Raw genomic sequence first — 18,477 nt, 5'->3', positions numbered from 1 at the left:
TAGAAACCTTGCAGGACTACCGAATGATGTGTAGGTAAAGGAAGCTCCTTCCCCATGTAGGGGAAGGTGCCATCCCGACCTTTTTGTCGGGATGGCGGAAGGGGTAGTGTACATCCTTAGGCTATTGTAATGTGGCTATTTGGGTACCCCTAGTATTACTCACTTTCTACCCGCCCCATCTTCTTTCCCGACTCGTTGTCGGAAAAGAATCCACCCCTCTCTGTCCAGGGTGGGGAGCCACTTTTGGCAGATAAATCGATCAGAATATATGTCCCAATGTTGGAGAATTAATCTACCCTAATTAAGTATTGCAAAAACAGGGCGTCATTGTTAATAGATTTAGCGTTAGCCTTTGCAGTAACATCCTTTTTTGGCACAAATCCTGCAAGGTTTTTTAACCTTGTAGGTATGGTGTTAGGTCATGATTGATTATCTGATTTTTTCGATTAGTTTTGTTTCTAATCCTACAAGGTTGCCAAACCTTTTAGATATAAAGGTTTGGGTGGGGTTAAAGTCCTTCAAGGTTTTGGAAACCTTGAAGGACTACTTAAGTTTTGTTTGGAATGTGGTCGATCAACAGCCACCCAATTTTACGACAGGGTAATCGCTTACATCAATGCTAGGGTCTTTACTCTTTCTAACCAATTCGATTGCTTCATCTGTCTTATATTGATGGGGTCCAATATAAAAGGTCGCTCCTTTTTCGGCCAATTCCTTTATATATTCCACTGGATCTGAATTTTTCTGAGGCGGTGGTTGAGGTACAGTGTACAAATGTCCATAATATACAGAAGGCTCTTTTATAGCCTTTAATTTTTGATTGGCGCTACTTTTTAAAGTTGGTGATTGGATATTATCTTCTTCCACTTTTAGTGTAGAATTTGGTTTTCCAAATTCCCCTTTAGGGTCATTATATAATGGGACCGGATGCACATAATTATTTTCCTTATATGCCAATTTTTTATATGCATTGTATAATTGCATTACTTCAACATAGGTTTTTTTTATTTTATCAATACTACCCTTGGGCTCGTTGTGGTAACTGGAGACTTCAACCCTATAGCTATTTGCTTTTTTTAAATACCGATCAATAGCATTTTTCAGTTCTTTGGAATAATTTTCAGTATTGACGTGGGTTGCAATAGTTGGAGGAGGGGGAGGAAAATCGGAGCTTACAAAGGGTGGTATTTCCGATTTCAGCGCCATTTTTTTGGAGTTATGATTATTGTACTTCAACGCTTCTATCAGTTCAACTTTTTTTTCGGTTTTAGGTGGTGTTGGGTTTAGAGGAATAGGACTTGGCTCCCCTTTTTTTATGTTTGGAACCGGATCTGGAGTAGGTGGGGGTGGAGGACATTCTGGAAAGGGCTGTGCCTCCTTTATTTGCGTATCCGTCATGCGACCATAAATCTGTTCCAAGGTTTTTAAATCTTTTAGAGGAACAACCCTTTTTTCTTGGGGCTGTGCATTGTATTTTTTGGCGAGTGTGTTGAATTCCTGAATTTCGGTCTTGGTGGCACCCTCTTGGTGTTTAGGTATTGTATTTTCAACGACGTTGATTGTGGCCACGCCATAGTCCATTAGAATAGCATCCACTTTTTTTATGATATTGTCCGGTGTTTCTTTCTCCACCCTAATTATGGCCCTAACACTCTGAATTCTTTGTTCTTTCGTAAGGCCCTGGTTGTATTTAAGTAAGTGGGGTTTTAATTCTTCAAGTGTAACCAAATCAACATTGACCAACAGCTGTCCATTTCTATTTATGGCGATCACAATTTCATCCATTGTAATATTTTGGAATTTTGAATAATAAATTGCTTCCGGTTCAGTATCCTTTTCTATTACTTCCTTTTGGTGGTCCTGCCCAATTGGAACGGTCTCTATTTTTTGAATTTCAAGGATTTCTTTAGTACTAAAACTGTAAAGTAAGAGTGCCATTAAAGGCAATATCATTAAACTTTTTAACCATATGGCTTTTTGTGATGTTTGTGTTTTCATGATGATGATTCGTTTTTTGATTGATGAATAATGAATGGCATTTGCCAATGGTGGCGCTACGGCATTTGATGAGAATGCCAATACTAAGTTTTGATAGTTGGGAACACTTGCTCCATTTTTTAATACGGCCTGATCAGCTAAAAATTCGTGGTTGAGTTTTACTAAATGCTTTACCCAGTAAACCAAGGGATGAAACCAGAACAGAACATGAAACAGTTCCAAGAATAAGATATCCAAACTGTGTTTTTGTTTGGCATGGGTTTCCTCGTGCCAAAAAACTTCCTGCGGAATTTTCTGGGTTTCATAATCTTTTCGGTTGAAAAATATATAGCTAAAAAAGGTATGTGGAGCAATGAGTTCTCGAAGCAACACATGATGAATTCGTCCCGATTTTCGTCTCGGGTTGTTCTTGATGCTTTTGATCAATGACTTTAAGTTGGCTAAAAACTTAAGACCGAAAAGGATTGCTCCCAAACTATATAAACTCCATAACAAAATAGGGAGAATGTTGGTCTCAGCTTGTGGAATTGCCTCTAGATATATACCGCTTTGTTCAGGGTGTTGGTTAAATAGTATAGGTTCCACAGTAACCGTAACGTATTGGGTGAATGTAATTAGCGGGATGCCTAGCGAGATTATAAATGCAGATAAGAGGTAATATCTTTTAAAATGGTGTATGTGTATCTTTTCCAGTACCATCTTGTAAAACACAAGGAGTATGGCTAGGCAGGCACTAAATTTTAGAAGATAGATCCACATGGCTATTTGTTTTTAATTTCGGTATCTATCAAGTTTCTTAGTTCTTCTAACTCTTCCTTGCTCAAATCTGTTTCTTTTGCGAAAAAGGAGGCAAATTGGGAGGTGCTATCATTAAAAAAGGTTTTAATGAGTCCGTTTAAATGTTTGGAGAAATAGTCCTTTTTCTTTACCAAAGGAAAATATTCCCTAGCGTTCCCCAATAGGGTATACCCTACGAAACCTTTGTCCGTCATCCGTTTTAATAAGGTTGCCACGGTAGTAGTGGCCGGTTTGGGTTCTGGATAGACCTCCAATAGATCCTTCATAAAAGCTTTGTTTAGCTTCCAGAGGTGGTTCATTAATTCTTCTTCGGTTTTTGAGAGTTTCATGTTCAATTAATCGATTGTGTTCTACAAACATAGAATAAAAATTATAATTCTACAAGTGTAGAGGTGTTAATTTTTTGGGACCAAGTGAAGTGTTAAAGTGGTGAGGGTTAGATTGTTTATTGCCAATTGTTTATTGTTAATTGATTTTGCGTTAGCTATTGCAGCGGCATCCTTTTTTGGATAGAATCCTGCAAGGTTTCTAAAACCTTGTAGGTATCACGGTTAGTTTGGGGCTCAAGTCCTACAAGGTTTCCAAAACCTTGCAGGACTGCTTGAAATGAGCCAAAAAAGATATAGCGGAAAGAGCGACCCGCTAGGGGAACGCCCAAAAGAAAAAGAATAGTGTATGTGGGAATAAATGGAAAACCTTCTCCCAGGGCAGTGTCGGGAGAATTAAGGACCCGACCCTGCTTTAATGGAAGGTTGTTATTTATTTGGAGAGTTCCGTGAAATAGTGATAAAAATAAGGAATGGTCTCTATGCCCTTTAGGTAGTTCCAGACCCCAAAATGCTCGTTGGGCGAATGGATGGCATCACTATCCAGCCCAAACCCCATAAGGATGGTCTTGCTTTTTAATTCTTTCTCGAAAAGGGAAACGATAGGGATACTACCCCCACTGCGCTGAGGTATTGGGGTCTTACCAAAGGTAGTTTCGTAAGCTTTGGATGCGGCTTTATAGGCGTTATTGTCGATAGGCGTTACATAGCCTTGTCCACCGTGATGCGGGGTAACCTTTACGGTAACTCCGTCCGGGGCCAGATTTTCAAAATGTGTTTTAAACAGTTCTGTTATTTCTTTCCAATCCTGATGTGGTACCAAGCGCATGGAAATTTTGGCAGAGGCCTTACTGGCAATAACGGTTTTTGCTCCCGCCCCTATGTATCCACCCCAAATGCCATTAACGTCCAAGGTAGGTCTAATAGAATTACGTTCGTTGGTGGTGTACCCCTTTTCACCGTAAACTGCGTTTATATTTAGTGCTTTTTTATAGTTCTCCAAGTTAAAAGGAGCCTTGGCCATTTCGGCACGCTCTTCTTTGGAAAGGTCTTCCACCTTGTCATAAAACCCGGGGATGGTTATATGGTTGTTTTCATCGTGCAATGCGGCAATCATTTTGGTCAATACATTGATTGGGTTGGCCACTGCACCACCGTATAGGCCCGAATGCAGATCTCTGTTGGGTCCGGTTACTTCAACTTCCACATAGCTAAGTCCTCGCAAACCTGTGGTTATAGAGGGCACATTATTGGCAATCATGCCGGTATCCGAAATTAAGATGATATCATTAGCCAACTTTTCTTTGTTCTTTGCAACAAAAGTGCCCAAGTTTTCACTTCCTACTTCCTCTTCCCCTTCGATCATAAATTTTACGTTGCAGGGCAATTGGTTGGTTTTTACCATAAACTCCAAGGCCTTAACGTGCATATACATTTGTCCTTTGTCATCGCAGGCACCTCTAGCAAAAATGGCACCTTCGGGGTGAATGTCGGTAGGCTTAATAACTGGGTCGAAAGGAGGGGAGTTCCAAAGGTCGATAGGGTCCGCTGGTTGCACGTCATAATGGCCATATACCAATATAGTAGGCAAATCGGGATTAATTATTTTTTCACCGTAAACTATAGGGTACCCATTGGTTTCACAAATCTCCACGGTGTCGCACCCTGCTTCTAAAAGTGAAGCCTTTACGGCTTCCGAAGCATTGATAACGTCCTGGGAATAAGCAGGGTCGGCGCTAACCGAGGGTATCTTTAATAGCTGTATTAATTCGTTAATAAAACGTTCTTTGTTTTCTGTTAGGTACTCCGAAATCTCGCGCATAAAATGGTTTAATTGAAGGCTAAATTTACAAAAAAGAACTTTTTAATGCCTAAGTATTTTAAAATTGAAAAATTACTTTATATTTGCATCCCGATAATAATCGGAGTCAATGCAGGCGTGGTGGAATTGGTAGACACGCTAGACTTAGGATCTAGTGCCGCAAGGTGTGAGAGTTCGAGTCTCTCCGCCTGTACAAAGGGAAAGCCGACTTTTAGGAGTCGGCTTTTTTTGTTTCAGGTACAACATAGGTACAACATTTTGACAATTCTTTTTTCAAAATATAACCAGTAAGAAGAGAGTAATTCGAACTTCGGAACGAAAGTAGTGTGCGCCCTATGCCGTTTTTACTTTTCGCTTATATTCCCGAACGCTATAAAAACGGCACAGGATCCGCGCGTAAAGTTTTGGTAAGGATTTGGGGTCATTCTAACTTATGATAAAATTCTTAGCCTAACCGAGCATATAATTTTTAAAATTCCAACCGATATCTTGTCAATATTATTAGGGTCTATTGCCGCAACTTGTGAGATTGCTAATCTCTAAGCCTGTAAGCATGTGAATGAATTCTTACTTTTAGAAGTAGGCTTTTTTATTTTGTCAAACATTGGTCAAACATTTGAATGATTTACAACTGCCCAAAACTCACAACTTTTTTACTCGATCCCCAAAACAAAGGATTACTTTCTCATTGATACTTGTAAACTTGATTCAATCTCACTCCTTTTATAATATACTCTGTACCCAACCCCATAGGCGTTAAGCTTTCCTTTTTTGGTCCAATGCCAAAGCGTACTGCTGTCGATTTTGAAATAATCAGCAACTTCTTGCCTTGTCATCAGCTCTACTGGTTCCTTGGGTTGGAAGTGTTTTTTTAAATTTTGAAGTTCTTGTTCCATAATGGATAATTTTTCTAGAACTGTTTCCATTGCTTTTGGTAAATCTTCGAATCGTAACTGGTTCATAACAAATGATTTTAAAAGTGGTTCTATAATTTATTTTTTGCGTTCATAAACGCAAGCAATCTCTAACCGAACAGTCAAGCCCTACTTTTTGTTGATATTTGGGATACCCATGCAGACTTATTGTTTAATTCTAAAATATATAGGGCAATCAAATTGCTTAATATTTGTAAATTGTTAGCGCCAAATAATTTTTAATGTATACAATTCGGATAGCCATTTAATCGTTAGAATTCCTAGATGTCCATCATCGAAGGGCTATAGGTCATAGAAAGGAATTTTTGCACTATAAACAGTCTATTAAAAATGAAGCTTACGGATAACCTTATTGCCGAATTACAAAACCGTCTTAAAGTTGGTAACAGGAGAGGGGTACATTTAAATGCCTTACCGGGCCGCTCACGTTATAAATTTGATATCAGTCGGTTAAGTTATATCAATGAAGACCTGCCTAATGAATTTGTTTCGGCTTTATTAAGTGAGAATCCGTTAAAATTTAAAGTGTCTTGGAAGAACAATGTTTCAGACTTTAATAATCTTTTTGAAGAGGATCAAATTAACCTTGTTCAGATAAAAAAATCGTTTGAGAACCTTATCAACCAAACAGATGCCATAGAATCTGAAAAAGGCATCAATACCTTTGGTTTTGGATATCCGTTACTGGTACGCCGTGATGTTTCGGATAATAAACTTACGGTAGCACCATTACTTATTTGGTCATTGCGTATTAAAAGAACAAGTGATTTTAACACATGGGTTATTCAGCGTAATGATGATGATCCTATTTACTTCAATGAGATACTTATAAATCACCTGCAAAGTGATGCAGATGTTAAGTTAGATCAAATTTCATCTGAAATGATGGATGATGGCTTAATAGATTTGGACGAATTAGTGGCAATATGTCAAGGTGTCATTGAAAAAATCAATACCAGCCCAGATCCCAATTTAAAAACAGTTTTAGAATCTAGCCTTACCAAAGTAAAACGGATAAAAGAGAAAGCCCATTATGAGAAGCTGCCTTTAACAGTTAATAATGCAGAAATTGAGTACGGCGGCATTTTTTCAATTTTTGAAGTGCAGAAGCAAAGTATCATCAATGATTATGAACAATTATTGGGAGATGATGAAGCTCTGGAAGAAGAGGATTTAAAAGACCATATATTTCAATCGATTTCTTCAGTAGATACTGACCCATCCCAACAGGGCATTCTAAATGCACTGGGCACCAAACGACATTTACTTATACAGGGACCTCCAGGAACAGGGAAAAGTCAATCTTTGACCGCAATTCTTGTCAATGCTTTAGAAAACAAGAAAAAGGTAATTGTTGTATGTGAAAAAATAACAGCTCTTGAGGTTTTACAAAAGGCATTAATTGAGCTTGGCTTGCAAGATATGGTGCTCATGATTAACGATGCTGTAAAGGACAGACGTAAAGCGGTTAATTCAGCACGACAAAAACTTGAGGATTCCAAGAACTTCTATACGTCCACTAGCCGATTGGAATTGGATACAATAATTACAAAGGCGCAAGAACTAATAGATGCCATTAACGCTAAACATAAAAAAATCAATGAAAAGATTATTGGTGATGATGATTGGACACAAGTAGTTGGCAAATTTTTAAAAAATAGAGGAATAGTTGAAGGGCTTGATGATTTAGATTTAGAAAACATTCCTTTTAAGTTTAATTATGATGAATTATACGATCATATTGAGGATATTAAGAAGGCAGAGACACTATATAAGAGTTATGAACCATTCGTTAATAAATCATTCATAAACACATTAAAATATTGCAGTGAAAATCCATATGCTATAGAGAACGATTTGTTAACCGACTTTAAATCATATAAATCTCAGTTTACTATTGTTAACAGCCAAATTCAAGAACTTCGCGAAAAATATGCTGGTCTGACAGATGTTTTAGATTTAAAAAAGACGAGTACAATCTGGTATAAATTTTTAGCCTTATTCAGTAAAGAGAAAGGTGAATTTATAAAAGATCAAAACGATGTTAATATATCTATACAAAAGTTATTCGAAAAAATTAAGGGAGATGATTGGTTTGGAGGGTTTCATAATTATAATTTTGAATTAAAAACACAAGTTGAATATCTTGAAATTGTTCTTAATGATTTTGATGAATTTATAAATAATGAAAACGACTTATTTACAAAAGAATATAAATGGTTTAATTTTTTAAACGCTTTAGACGATTACAAGAAATTGGTAATTATTCCCAAATTAATAGGTAAAGAAAATTGGGAGAAAATCTTTTTATGGGGTTATCTCAATAAACTGCTTTATAAATATTCTTCTAATGATTTGCCAACAGATGATAAAGAGCATAAGGAATATACACTGGCAGTAAAAGGTTTAAAAGGAGAGCAACTTAAGTTTATCAAGTTATATTGGAAGGCCAGATTCGTAAAGGATTCTGATAGGTTTAATAACAGCTTTCTACTTAAGGTTCGTAACCTATACAATAAACGCAGTAGTTCTGTATATAAGCGCCATTCATTAAGACAGATAGTAAATTATGATATTGATCTATTTACATCTTGTTTCCCTATTATTTTAACAACGCCCGATGCTTGTTCTACCTTGTTTTTGAATCGACGAAAATTCTTTGATCTCGTGATGTTTGATGAAGCCAGTCAATTGCGATTGGAAGATAATTTACCGGCATTATTAAAAGGTAAGCAAGTGGTGATTGCAGGCGATGAACATCAAATGCCACCGTCCAATTATTTTAGTAAAATATTTGAGGGTAGTATAGAAGATGAGGACGAGTTAGAGGAGGAAGAACAAGAAGAGCAAGAACGCGTATTGGATAATTCGCTCTTGGGCTGTGAATCATTATTGGAATTTGGAGAGCAATTGGAATTTCAAAAAAGCTATTTAGATTTTCATTACCGTTCCAGACACCCATATTTAATAGATTTTTCCAATCATGCTTTCTACAATAGCCGTTTAAAACCACTACCCAATCAATTTGAATACAATCCTATTAATTTTATTCAAGTAGATGGAACTTTCTCAGATCACACCAATGAACTGGAAGCTGAGATGGTACTGTCTATTATTGAAAATAATATCAATCCATACCCTAATGGAGAATACCCTTCTGTAGGTATTGCCACTTTTAACATTGCGCAACGAAACTTAATTTTAAGTAAGATTTATGAGCGCAATAAATTTGTAAAATACCGAGATTTCAATGATAAAATGCTCCATCTACAGGAAAATGGATTTTTTGTTAAGAATCTAGAGAATATTCAGGGAGATGAACGAGACATTATTATTCTATCCACAACCTATGGTATTAATAAGGATGGAAAATTTACACATCGCTTTGGTCCTTTAAATCAAGGAAAAGGTTATAAGTTATTAAATGTTATCATAACAAGGGCCAAGTATAAGGTGTATGTGTGCTCCTCCATACCTCAAGAAGTATTTTTAGATTACAACCAATATTTGGTCACGCAAGGAGATAATAATAGGAGAGGTGCATTTTTTGCTTATCTAGCCTATGCAAAAGCGGTTAGTGAAGATAATAATAAGCTAAGGGAAAGGGTTCTTGAGGACTTGTCTGCAAATATTAAGGAAGAAATAAGGCTTGGAGACGCTTTAGGGGATTTGGAATCGCCTTTTGAAGAAGAAGTTTATCAAGTATTGGTCAATCATTTTGGAGAAGATAAAATAAAACCCCAGGTAAAATATGCAGGATTTAGAATAGACATGGTATTTGATGCAGGAAATCCGACTATTCCAAAAATTGCAATAGAGTGCGATGGCGCAGCTTATCATAGTTCTAAAGAAGCGTACTTAAATGATATTTACCGACAGAAAATACTGGAAAGTAATGGATTTGTGTTCCATAGGATCTGGAGTACCAATTGGTGGCGTAACCATAAAAATGAAACCAAAAGGCTGATCAACTTTATTGAAGAAACATGTAAAACTAGGGAAAATGGAAGTACTTCAGATAAAAACCTTGTGAAAGAGGCTTTTACTGATATCATTGTTGCAAAAGAGGATTCGTTGGTTGATTTAAAGAAAGAATATCAAACCGAAATACAAGAATTTGTAGAGCTTGATGAAATACCTACTGAAGTAAATACTAAGGAAGAGAGAGATCAGCATATTCAAAAGATATTTGGGCGCATTCAAAAGGAAGTTCAGCCTATTCAAAGGGAATTATTTGAAGACCGTGTGCAGCTCAATAGTAAGGTTGAAATTAAATATATCAATATTGGAAAAAATTTAAATGTCCACTTAGTTGACGAACGGATTAAGAAATTTACCATGAACATTGATCTTCAGAAAATTGATGTTAAATCTCCATTAGGAGTGTCATTAATGGGAAAATGTGTTGGAGATACGGCTCAAGTTGGTGATTTAGATAATTATGTTGAGGTTTTAACTCTTGAAAATCAATAATGAATGATACCGTATATTAACATTGAATGAGCAACAGAACATCTATCTTAGTTGCTGATCTTCATATTCTGTATTGAATTCAATATCTTTTCCTTCTATTCTTAGTTGCGGTCCATTTGGCACATCTTTTCAGGAAGGTTGATCAGGAGTGTCGTCATAAAAATCACCACCAGTTTTTAAACCTTCTTAATTTTTCAAATTAAACCACCCGCCTTGAAGGTGGTTTTCTTATTTTTAGGTTTTCAAAATTGAATTCATATTTATGACCAACGTAAAGGAATCTGCCAATTTTATATGGTCCATAGCCGACCTTTTAAGAGGGGATTACAAACAAAGTGATTACGGAAAGGTGATTCTGCCGCTTACCGTTTTAAGACGATTGGACTGTGTCCTTCAGGACTCAAAGGCCGATGTTCTAAAAAAGTTCGAGCAGGTTAAATCCATGAATATTCAGAATTTAGATCCCATTCTGAACAAAGTGGCCGGCTACAATTTTCATAACAGCAGCTTGTTCGACTTTGATAAGCTCATTGCCGATCCCAACAACATTGCCGCTAACCTTCGCAATTACATCAATGGCTTTTCGGAAGAAGCTAGGGAAATTATTGAACAATTCGAGTTTGACAACCAGATTACCAAACTGGACGAGTCCAACTTGTTATTTATGGTATTGAAACGCTTTCAGGAAATCGACCTACATCCAAAGAACATCTCCAGTATGGAAATGGGCTATATGTTCGAGGAATTGATCAGAAAATTTGCCGAGATTTCCAACGAAACGGCAGGGGAACATTTTACCCCAAGGGAAGTTATCCGCCTTATGGTGAATCTCCTATTTATGAACGATAGGGATATTTTGACCCAAAAAGGTATAGTAAAAACTATTTTTGATTGCTGTGCGGGAACGGGCGGCATGCTGTCCGTGGCCGAGGAATATCTACATGAGCTAAATCCGGATGCAAGATTGGAAGTGTTTGGACAGGAACTCAACCCGGAGTCCTATGCCATCTGCAAGTCGGATATGTTGATTAAGGGACAAAAACCCGATAATATTGCCAAGGGCAACAGCTTACGAAACAAGAGCGATACCAAGGTGAAAGGAGATCAGTTCATAGACCATAAGTTCGATTATTTGATTACCAACCCACCTTTTGGGGTTAAGTGGAAAAAGGTAGAAAAAGAGGTAAAGGAAGAACACGAATCCCTTGGCCATGGTGGGCGTTATGGAGCCGGATTGCCTTCTGTTAGTGATGGCTCCTTTTTGTTCCTGATGAACCTGATGTCCAAGATGAAGCCCAAAGGTGTAGGCGGCTCTCGGTTGGCCATTGTGTTTAATGGTTCGCCCTTATTTTCTGGCTCCCCTAGCAGTAAACAGAACGAAAGCAGCATACGTCGATGGATCATTGAAAACGATCTGTTGGAAGCCGTTATAGCCCTGCCCGATCAATTGTTCTACAACACGGGGATAAGCACGTATATCTGGATCATTAGCAATCATAAGGCAAAAGAGCGAAAAGGAAAAGTACAGCTTATAAATGCCGTAGCCTTCTCAAAGAAAATGAGTAAATCTTTGGGAAATAAACGCAACGAGCTATCGGATGACCACATTGCCAATATCACTAAATTATATGGTGATTTTGTAGAGACCGACTGCTGTAAAATATTCGACAACAAAGATTTTGGCTACTCCAAGGTCACGGTAGAACGTCCTTTGATGAAAAATGGTGAGGTAGTAAAGGACAACAAAGGTAATCCCAAGGCCGATTCCGTGCTAAGGGATACGGAAAACATTCCGCTAAAGGAAGATATTGACGCCTATATGCAGCGTGAAGTATTGCCGCATGTGCCGGATGCTTGGGTCGATGATAGTAAGACCAATATTGGATATGAACTAAACTTCACCAAGTACTTTTACGAATACAAGCCGTTGCGCTCCTTGGAAGAAATAAGGGCTGATATTTTGGCCTTGGAAGCAGAAACGGAGGGATTGATTAAAGCGGTGATATCCTAGGATGAAGATATACAATAAATATAAAGATTCCGGGGTAGATTGGATTGGGGAAATTCCTGAACATTGGGAGATCAATAGATTGGCGAATTTTGGAAAATTTTTGAAAGGTAGGGGGATTACGAAAGCCGATTTAACGGATAATGGTGTTCAAGTAGTTTTATATGGGGATATATATACAAAGTATGATTTATATACGAAGAAGCTAGAGCGAAGAACGTCATACGAAAATGCACAGAGAGCAATTGAAATTTATAAGGGCGATTTGTTGTTTACTGCATCTGGCGAGACTAAAAAAGATATAGGGAAATGTGTTGTTTTTTTGGGAGAGGACGAAGCTTATGCGAGTGGTGATGTTATAATTTTTAGACAGTTAAAAAATAACTGGATGTTTTTGGCTTATGTTTTTAATTCTTATCACGTAAACATACAAAAGGCGAGATTATCCAAAGGTGAAATTGTTGTTCATATATACGCTTCTCAATTAAGAAACATTCATTTTGTCCTACCTCCCCTCGAAGAACAAACCCAAATAGCCAATTACCTCAACCAAAAAACGGCAGAAATTGACACGCTGATCGCCAAAAAGGAGCAATTAATAAAACTTTTGGAAGAAGAACGCACGGCCATGATCAACCAAGCCGTCACAAAAGGCCTCGACCCCAATGTACCCATGAAAGATTCGGGTATAGATTGGCTGGGGGAAATTCCGGAGCATTGGGAGTCAAGGAAAATTGGTCACGCTTTTGACAGAATTGGTAGTGGTACAACTCCTGAATCTGGAAATCCATTATATCACGAAAACGGAACGATTAATTGGTTGAACACCGGAGATTTAAATGATGGCGTTCTTTTTTCATGCGGGAAAAAAATAACTGAAAAAGCAATAGATGACTATTCCTCACTAAAAAAGTTTCCGAGCGGATCTCTTGTTGTGGCAATGTACGGCGCAACCATTGGAAAAACTGCTATAGTAAAGTTCGAAACAACAACGAACCAAGCCTGTTGCGTTTTGTGTGAAAATAGTACAATTGGAGTTGAATTTCTTCAGCAATGGATTATCGTAAACAAAAATCATATAATCAATTTGGCTATTGGTGGTGGTCAACCAAATATTAGTCAGTATATTATTAAAGACATTAGGGTTTGCTGTCCGGTTATATATGAGCAGTACGAAATAGTAAAGTATATAAAGAAAATTGCCAGCAATATGGATGGTATAATTTCAAAAGCACAACAAGAAATTGACTTACTAAAAGAATATAAAACCGCCCTAATCAGTGAAGTGGTTACAGGCAAGGTAGATGTAAGGAAACAAGTTAGTAAAGGCCAATTATAGTAATAAGGTACGACATGGGAGATAAATATCGTTTAGAACATATTAAGGATACTGAAAGTTTGGTTGCTTTAACAGCAAAATTAATCGAACAGATCGGTTTTAAGGCTATTAATATAATAGACCAAAATACTTTAGAGGCTTATGAAGAGGGTATTGTAAGCGAAAGACTTTTTAAATTTTTCTGTTTTTTAAGCGAGCTAGGCGGAAAAGTTCAGGTAGTACTTGATAAAATAAAAGCTGGCTACAATGAAGGTGACAATATTATTTTAATTAGTACCCACAGAAAAAAAATTTCTCCATATTTCCAGGCCTGGATAAAGAAGGAAATTGGCACAGATAAGATTGATTTTTGGAATTCTGAAACTTTTTCTAAGACGTTGGACAAGCATTTACCTGAATATTGGGGACATAACGACGTTTTTTTGAAAACTTTTGAGGACTCTTTTATCCAGTCTATATCTGGCAATTCAGAATTGAAACAAATACTCAAGCTTGATAGTAAGTTTGAAGATCTTCTGAACATCTTCATTGAACCGAAAATCTTTTATATTAAGGAAAGTACAGAGACCCAAAGACAAATTCGAGTTCGATTTAAATTGGAAGATTATCTTCAAAAAGGAAATTATATTATCTCTGGTGATGCCGGAACAGGCAAATCAACTCTCCTTAAAGAGATTGGCAAATTAGCAATAAAAAATAATGAGACTTCACAGGAGAAAATACTTCCTATAAGATTAAAAACTGGGTTAATTGCGACCCTGGATTACAGCATAGAAAACGCTGTAGCCAGTGAAATCAAGGACTTTGTTGGCCAGGAAAACTATAATAAAGTATTTCACGATTATAAGGTTTTGTTACTCGTCGATTCTATTGATGAATTTGAAATAGACAAACAAAATTCCATACTTGCCGAGTTGGATAAGATTCTTTCTAATGAAAACACGAAGTTCATTTTGGCTACAAGAAATTACGAATCTTTATCTAAAGAGTGCACCATACCTGTTCATCTTTTGACTTATGTCTCAAATTTTGATTTGAGACAGGTAAAGCAATATTTAACCACTTTTTTCAAACAAGATTTAAAGAAATCTGACGAGTTATGGGACAGCCTTCTTGATAACAAAATACTTGATAAAATACCTGCCACTCCACTAACAATATCACTCTTATCAATTTTGTATGAGGAAAATGGATACGAGGTACCTGCTACAATTACTGACGTTTATGATAACTTCAATACTTTTTTATTAGGACGGTTAAATGTAAATTCTAATCTCGATTTTTTAAAAATCAATCTCAAGGAGAAGGTTTTATCTATGTATGCTTTAGAAATTATCCAAACACCTAACAGAAATAGAAAAAAGAAAGATGAGTTTATTGAATACCTGATAAATTACTTTAAAGGCCAGTCTATAACTATTGAAAAAGGAGTGATTCCAGAATTAATAAAAGGTATGACCGATGGAACTGGGGTGCTTTTAATAGATGAACTTGGTTTTGTTACTTATCAACACGACCATTTCTTAGAATATTATGCTTCCCGTGAAATCTTTAATAGTGAGGACAGAGTAGATTTAGAGAATCAAGTAATCGACAAGTTTACCGAATATAACTGGCAGAACACGGCTATATTCTATACTGGCAGAACAAAGAATATGTCAAAGTTTCTGGATAAATTAATTGAAAGGGTTGATAAGTATAAAAGACTACCAGACCAATTGTTATCTATTTCCGGACTGGGGTACGTTCTGCAATCCCTTTGGATGACCGATTCAAATTACCGAAAAAAGGCAGTGATAAAAGCGTTGAACCTAATTATAAAAGCCGATACCGGTGTAAAACAGTTAGCTGAACAAGATTTCCCTTTTTTTAAAGGTATTAAAGATACTGACATTGCCTTGTCCAATCTGGCTTGGTTCTTTTTGCATTATAATTCAATAACCTTGAGAGATCCGTTAAATCTAGCGTTTGATGAACTTCATAAAAACGTTCAATTACTAAAGGGGACTTTATTTGAAAGCGATTTATATACAGAATACTACAAATTATTCTGTATTGCTTCCACACTAAATACTGGTCGTGTGGCGGACAATAAAAAGCTTGATTTGCTTTTTGATGAAGATAAAATACTTTCAATCCCACTCTTTGTTTTCCTTTTTAATGAGGCCATAGAACTATTGGAGTACAGCAACCAATCAAAAGTTAGGAAAGATTATAAGTTGGAATCGAAAAAGCGTAAACACATAAACGGAATTCGCTTTTTGCTTGATCATCCTTCTTCCGAATTGAGGCACACCAACTTTGAAAGATTACAGGTGCCTAAAAAAGTTGAAATTTTTACTGAGGGTAAAACAGATGCATCAATTATAAGTCATGCTTTCAGAGTATGTACGATGAATGAAGAGCCATATTGGAATATTACTGCAGTTGAAAATATTACAACATCTAAGGCAGGAGGAGCACAACAATTGGCCCAACATTTAAAAACGTTATCCAATAAAATCCATACGGAGTCAGATAAGACTAAAATTGTAATTGGAATTTTCGATAATGATGCAAAAGGGTATCAAGAATTCAATGGATTAAGCGGTGATTTTGTGAAATCCAATGGAATAGTTAAAAAGCACGAATTTTTAAACATCTTTGCAATTTTACTTCCAATACCAGAAGATTTGTTGGAATTCAGTCAAAATAAGCAGGTTTTTAAGTTTTTCGAAATAGAGCATTATTTTGACAAAGTTCTTCTTCGAGAACAAAAAATGATAAGTGAAACGTCTATTGTCGGAGTTTATGAAATTACTGGAGATAAAACTAAATTTAATAATCATATTTTAAATCTAGTAGACCCAAGTGTTTTTAGTCGTTTTTTGTCTCTTTTTGAAGAACTGGATAGAATTTGCAATAAGGAAATTAACTATATGGAGTAGAACCTAGAAAATATATGTAGCCTTAATTTTTGATGAATAATATATTGAAGAAAGGAGCCTATATTTTGAAACTAACTTGAATTATTTCTCCCTCGATGATTTTCTTTAAAAGTATATGCAAAGTCAATTTCAAAAGGAGAAATATACACGTATTGCCGAAATGGTCATTGAAAAGTTAACCTATTGCGGTAGATTTATTTTGAATATATGAGCATATTAATCAGCATTGAAGATTTAGTATCAGGAAACGTGGTGGAAGGTACGCGTATGGAGTTTAAAAAGGGATGGAACCCTTCTGCCATCATGCGTTCGGTCTGTGCTTTTGCAAATGATTTTGAAAACGAGGGTAGTGGCTATATTATTGTCGGCGTAGAAGAAAAGGATGGCAAACCTATTCGACCAATTTTCGGTTTCGACCCCACCCAACTCGAAAAGGTTGAAAAGGAATTGGTGGGATATTGTAACCTTATCAAACCTTCATATTTCCCAAGATTGTCCCTAGAAGCCCTAGATGGGAAACACGCATTGGTTATATGGGTGCCTGGGGGAAGTAATAGACCCTATAAAGTACCAGATGATGTAACTGCCAAGCACAAAAACTATAATTACCGTCTCCGTTTTCAATCTAATAGTATTGTTCCGAATGCTGAACAGGAAGCGGAACTGCTACAACTAACGGCCAAAGTTCCCTTTGATGATCGGGTGAATACGCACGCCAGCGTTAGCGACATGAGTTTTCCTTTGATGCGCGGACATTTGGAAAAAACCAAAAGCCGGTTGTATGGAGAAAGCAGCCATATGACGGTAGAAGAACTTGCCGAAAAAATGAACCTTTCACAAGGTGCCAATGAACATTTGTTTCCTAAAAATGTGGGTTTACTAATGTTTTCCGAGACACCCGAGGAATTTTATAAAGGGGTTCAAATAGATCTGGTAGAATTCCCTAAAGGTCTTGGAGGGAAGGATTTTAACGAGAAAATTTTCAGGGGGCCTATTCAAAATCAATTGGTGGATGTTCTATCTTATATCAAGACCAATTTTATAAAGGAAAAGGTGATCAAGTATGACGACAGGGAGACTTCGGATAGGGCTTTTAATTATCCTTACAATGCCATTGAAGAGGCACTTTCCAATGCGGTATATCATCGAAATTATGAACTGCAAGACCCTATTGAAGTACGAATATTACCGGAAGCCATTGAAATAATCAGCTATAATGGTGCCGACCCATCTTTAAAGCAAGAAGATTTTGATAAAGGGGTTGTTAGGGCCAGACGGTATAGAAATAGACGTATTGGGGAATTTCTAAAGGAACTAAGACTGACGGAAGGTAGAGGCACTGGTATTCCTACTATTGTAAAAGCCCTAAAAGATAATGGTTCCAATGCTGCCGAATTTGATACGAACGAACCTTCTAGAACACATTTTTTAATCGAAATTCCAATTCATCCAAGTTTTAACGACCAAGCTAACGACCAAGCTAACGACCAAGCTAACGACCAAGCTAACGACCAAGCTAATAAGCTAATTATAGAACAAATAAAGGTACTAAAGTATTGTGAGAAACCCAGGTCTAATAAAGACATACAAGAGAAAGAACTTCAATTAAAAGTACATACTGATAATTTTAAGCGGTACATAGAGCCACTTATAGAGCAAGGTCTTTTAAGCAGGACTATTCCAGATAAACCCAGTAGTCCCAATCAAGAATATATTACGACAAAATCGGGCAAAGGTGTTCTTGACATCCTAAAAAATAAGGTTGGGGACAAAAATAACGATGATTATGGTGATAAAGGTGGTAACGGAGAAGTAACTAAGAGGTAACTAACAGGTAACTAAGATGGTAAT

General features: G+C 36.7%; 9 protein-coding genes and 1 tRNA gene. 6 read left to right on the top strand and 4 right to left on the bottom strand.

Going from position 1 to position 18,477, the window contains the following annotated elements; all coding sequences use genetic code 11:
* Positions 1-573 precede the first annotated feature (573 nt).
* From CWD90_RS12980 to CWD90_RS12970, 3 genes are all read right to left on the bottom strand, one after another.
* The gene (locus CWD90_RS12980) at positions 574-2,757 is read right to left on the bottom strand and encodes a M56 family metallopeptidase (protein ID WP_103476502.1); all 2,184 of its coding nucleotides are present in this window, start codon (positions 2,755-2,757) and stop codon (positions 574-576) included.
* A gap of 2 nt (positions 2,758-2,759) precedes the next feature.
* Positions 2,760-3,125, bottom strand: coding sequence for a BlaI/MecI/CopY family transcriptional regulator (locus CWD90_RS12975; protein ID WP_103476501.1), 366 nt, complete (start codon positions 3,123-3,125; stop codon positions 2,760-2,762).
* A gap of 430 nt (positions 3,126-3,555) precedes the next feature.
* The gene (locus CWD90_RS12970; RefSeq protein ID WP_103476500.1) at positions 3,556-4,944 is read right to left on the bottom strand and encodes a dipeptidase; all 1,389 of its coding nucleotides are present in this window, start codon (positions 4,942-4,944) and stop codon (positions 3,556-3,558) included.
* 111 nt (positions 4,945-5,055) lie between these two features.
* Between CWD90_RS12970 and CWD90_RS12965 the strand changes: the two genes are divergently transcribed.
* Positions 5,056-5,137: transfer RNA gene (locus CWD90_RS12965), tRNA-Leu, on the top strand.
* A gap of 484 nt (positions 5,138-5,621) precedes the next feature.
* Here the strand turns inward: CWD90_RS12965 and CWD90_RS12960 are convergent.
* Positions 5,622-5,906 carry a helix-turn-helix domain-containing protein gene (locus tag CWD90_RS12960; protein WP_103476499.1) on the bottom strand — a complete coding sequence of 95 codons (285 nt, stop codon included), beginning with the start codon at positions 5,904-5,906 and terminating at the stop codon, positions 5,622-5,624.
* A gap of 303 nt (positions 5,907-6,209) precedes the next feature.
* On the opposite strand from CWD90_RS12960, the gene CWD90_RS12955 reads away from it, so the two are divergent.
* The 5 genes from CWD90_RS12955 (at position 6,210) to CWD90_RS12935 (ending at position 18,453) form a co-directional block, all read left to right on the top strand.
* Positions 6,210-10,352 carry an AAA domain-containing protein gene (locus CWD90_RS12955; protein WP_103476498.1) on the top strand — a complete coding sequence of 1,381 codons (4,143 nt, stop codon included), beginning with the start codon at positions 6,210-6,212 and terminating at the stop codon, positions 10,350-10,352.
* 262 nt (positions 10,353-10,614) lie between these two features.
* Positions 10,615-12,363 carry a type I restriction-modification system subunit M gene (locus tag CWD90_RS12950; protein ID WP_103476497.1) on the top strand — a complete coding sequence of 583 codons (1,749 nt, stop codon included), beginning with the start codon at positions 10,615-10,617 and terminating at the stop codon, positions 12,361-12,363.
* 1 nt (position 12,364) lies between these two features.
* Positions 12,365-13,699: a restriction endonuclease subunit S gene (locus CWD90_RS12945; RefSeq protein WP_103476496.1), complete on the top strand. Its 1,335-nt coding sequence runs from the start codon at positions 12,365-12,367 to the stop codon at positions 13,697-13,699.
* 14 nt (positions 13,700-13,713) lie between these two features.
* The gene (locus CWD90_RS12940) at positions 13,714-16,626 is read left to right on the top strand and encodes an NACHT domain-containing protein (RefSeq protein WP_103476495.1); all 2,913 of its coding nucleotides are present in this window, start codon (positions 13,714-13,716) and stop codon (positions 16,624-16,626) included.
* Positions 16,627-16,833: 207 nt separating this feature from the next.
* Positions 16,834-18,453: an RNA-binding domain-containing protein gene (locus tag CWD90_RS12935; RefSeq protein WP_103476494.1), complete on the top strand. Its 1,620-nt coding sequence runs from the start codon at positions 16,834-16,836 to the stop codon at positions 18,451-18,453.
* Positions 18,454-18,477: the final 24 nt, after the last annotated feature.

Origin of the sequence: Arenibacter catalasegens, from assembly GCF_002909235.1 — a bacterium.
Taxonomy (GTDB): Bacteria; Bacteroidota; Bacteroidia; order Flavobacteriales; family Flavobacteriaceae; genus Arenibacter; species Arenibacter catalasegens.
Note: the sequence above shows the minus strand (reverse complement) of the source record. Positions and strands in the feature narration are given on the sequence as shown.

Coding starts and splice junctions, on each gene's coding strand:
- CWD90_RS12980 (WP_103476502.1), bottom strand. CDS start 2,757: ATGTGGATCTATCTTCTAAAATTTAGTGCCTGCCTAGCCATACTCCTT.
- CWD90_RS12975 (WP_103476501.1), bottom strand. CDS start 3,125: ATGAAACTCTCAAAAACCGAAGAAGAATTAATGAACCACCTCTGGAAG.
- CWD90_RS12970 (WP_103476500.1), bottom strand. CDS start 4,944: ATGCGCGAGATTTCGGAGTACCTAACAGAAAACAAAGAACGTTTTATT.
- CWD90_RS12960 (WP_103476499.1), bottom strand. CDS start 5,906: ATGAACCAGTTACGATTCGAAGATTTACCAAAAGCAATGGAAACAGTT.
- CWD90_RS12955 (WP_103476498.1), top strand. CDS start 6,210: ATGAAGCTTACGGATAACCTTATTGCCGAATTACAAAACCGTCTTAAA.
- CWD90_RS12950 (WP_103476497.1), top strand. CDS start 10,615: ATGACCAACGTAAAGGAATCTGCCAATTTTATATGGTCCATAGCCGAC.
- CWD90_RS12945 (WP_103476496.1), top strand. CDS start 12,365: ATGAAGATATACAATAAATATAAAGATTCCGGGGTAGATTGGATTGGG.
- CWD90_RS12940 (WP_103476495.1), top strand. CDS start 13,714: ATGGGAGATAAATATCGTTTAGAACATATTAAGGATACTGAAAGTTTG.
- CWD90_RS12935 (WP_103476494.1), top strand. CDS start 16,834: ATGAGCATATTAATCAGCATTGAAGATTTAGTATCAGGAAACGTGGTG.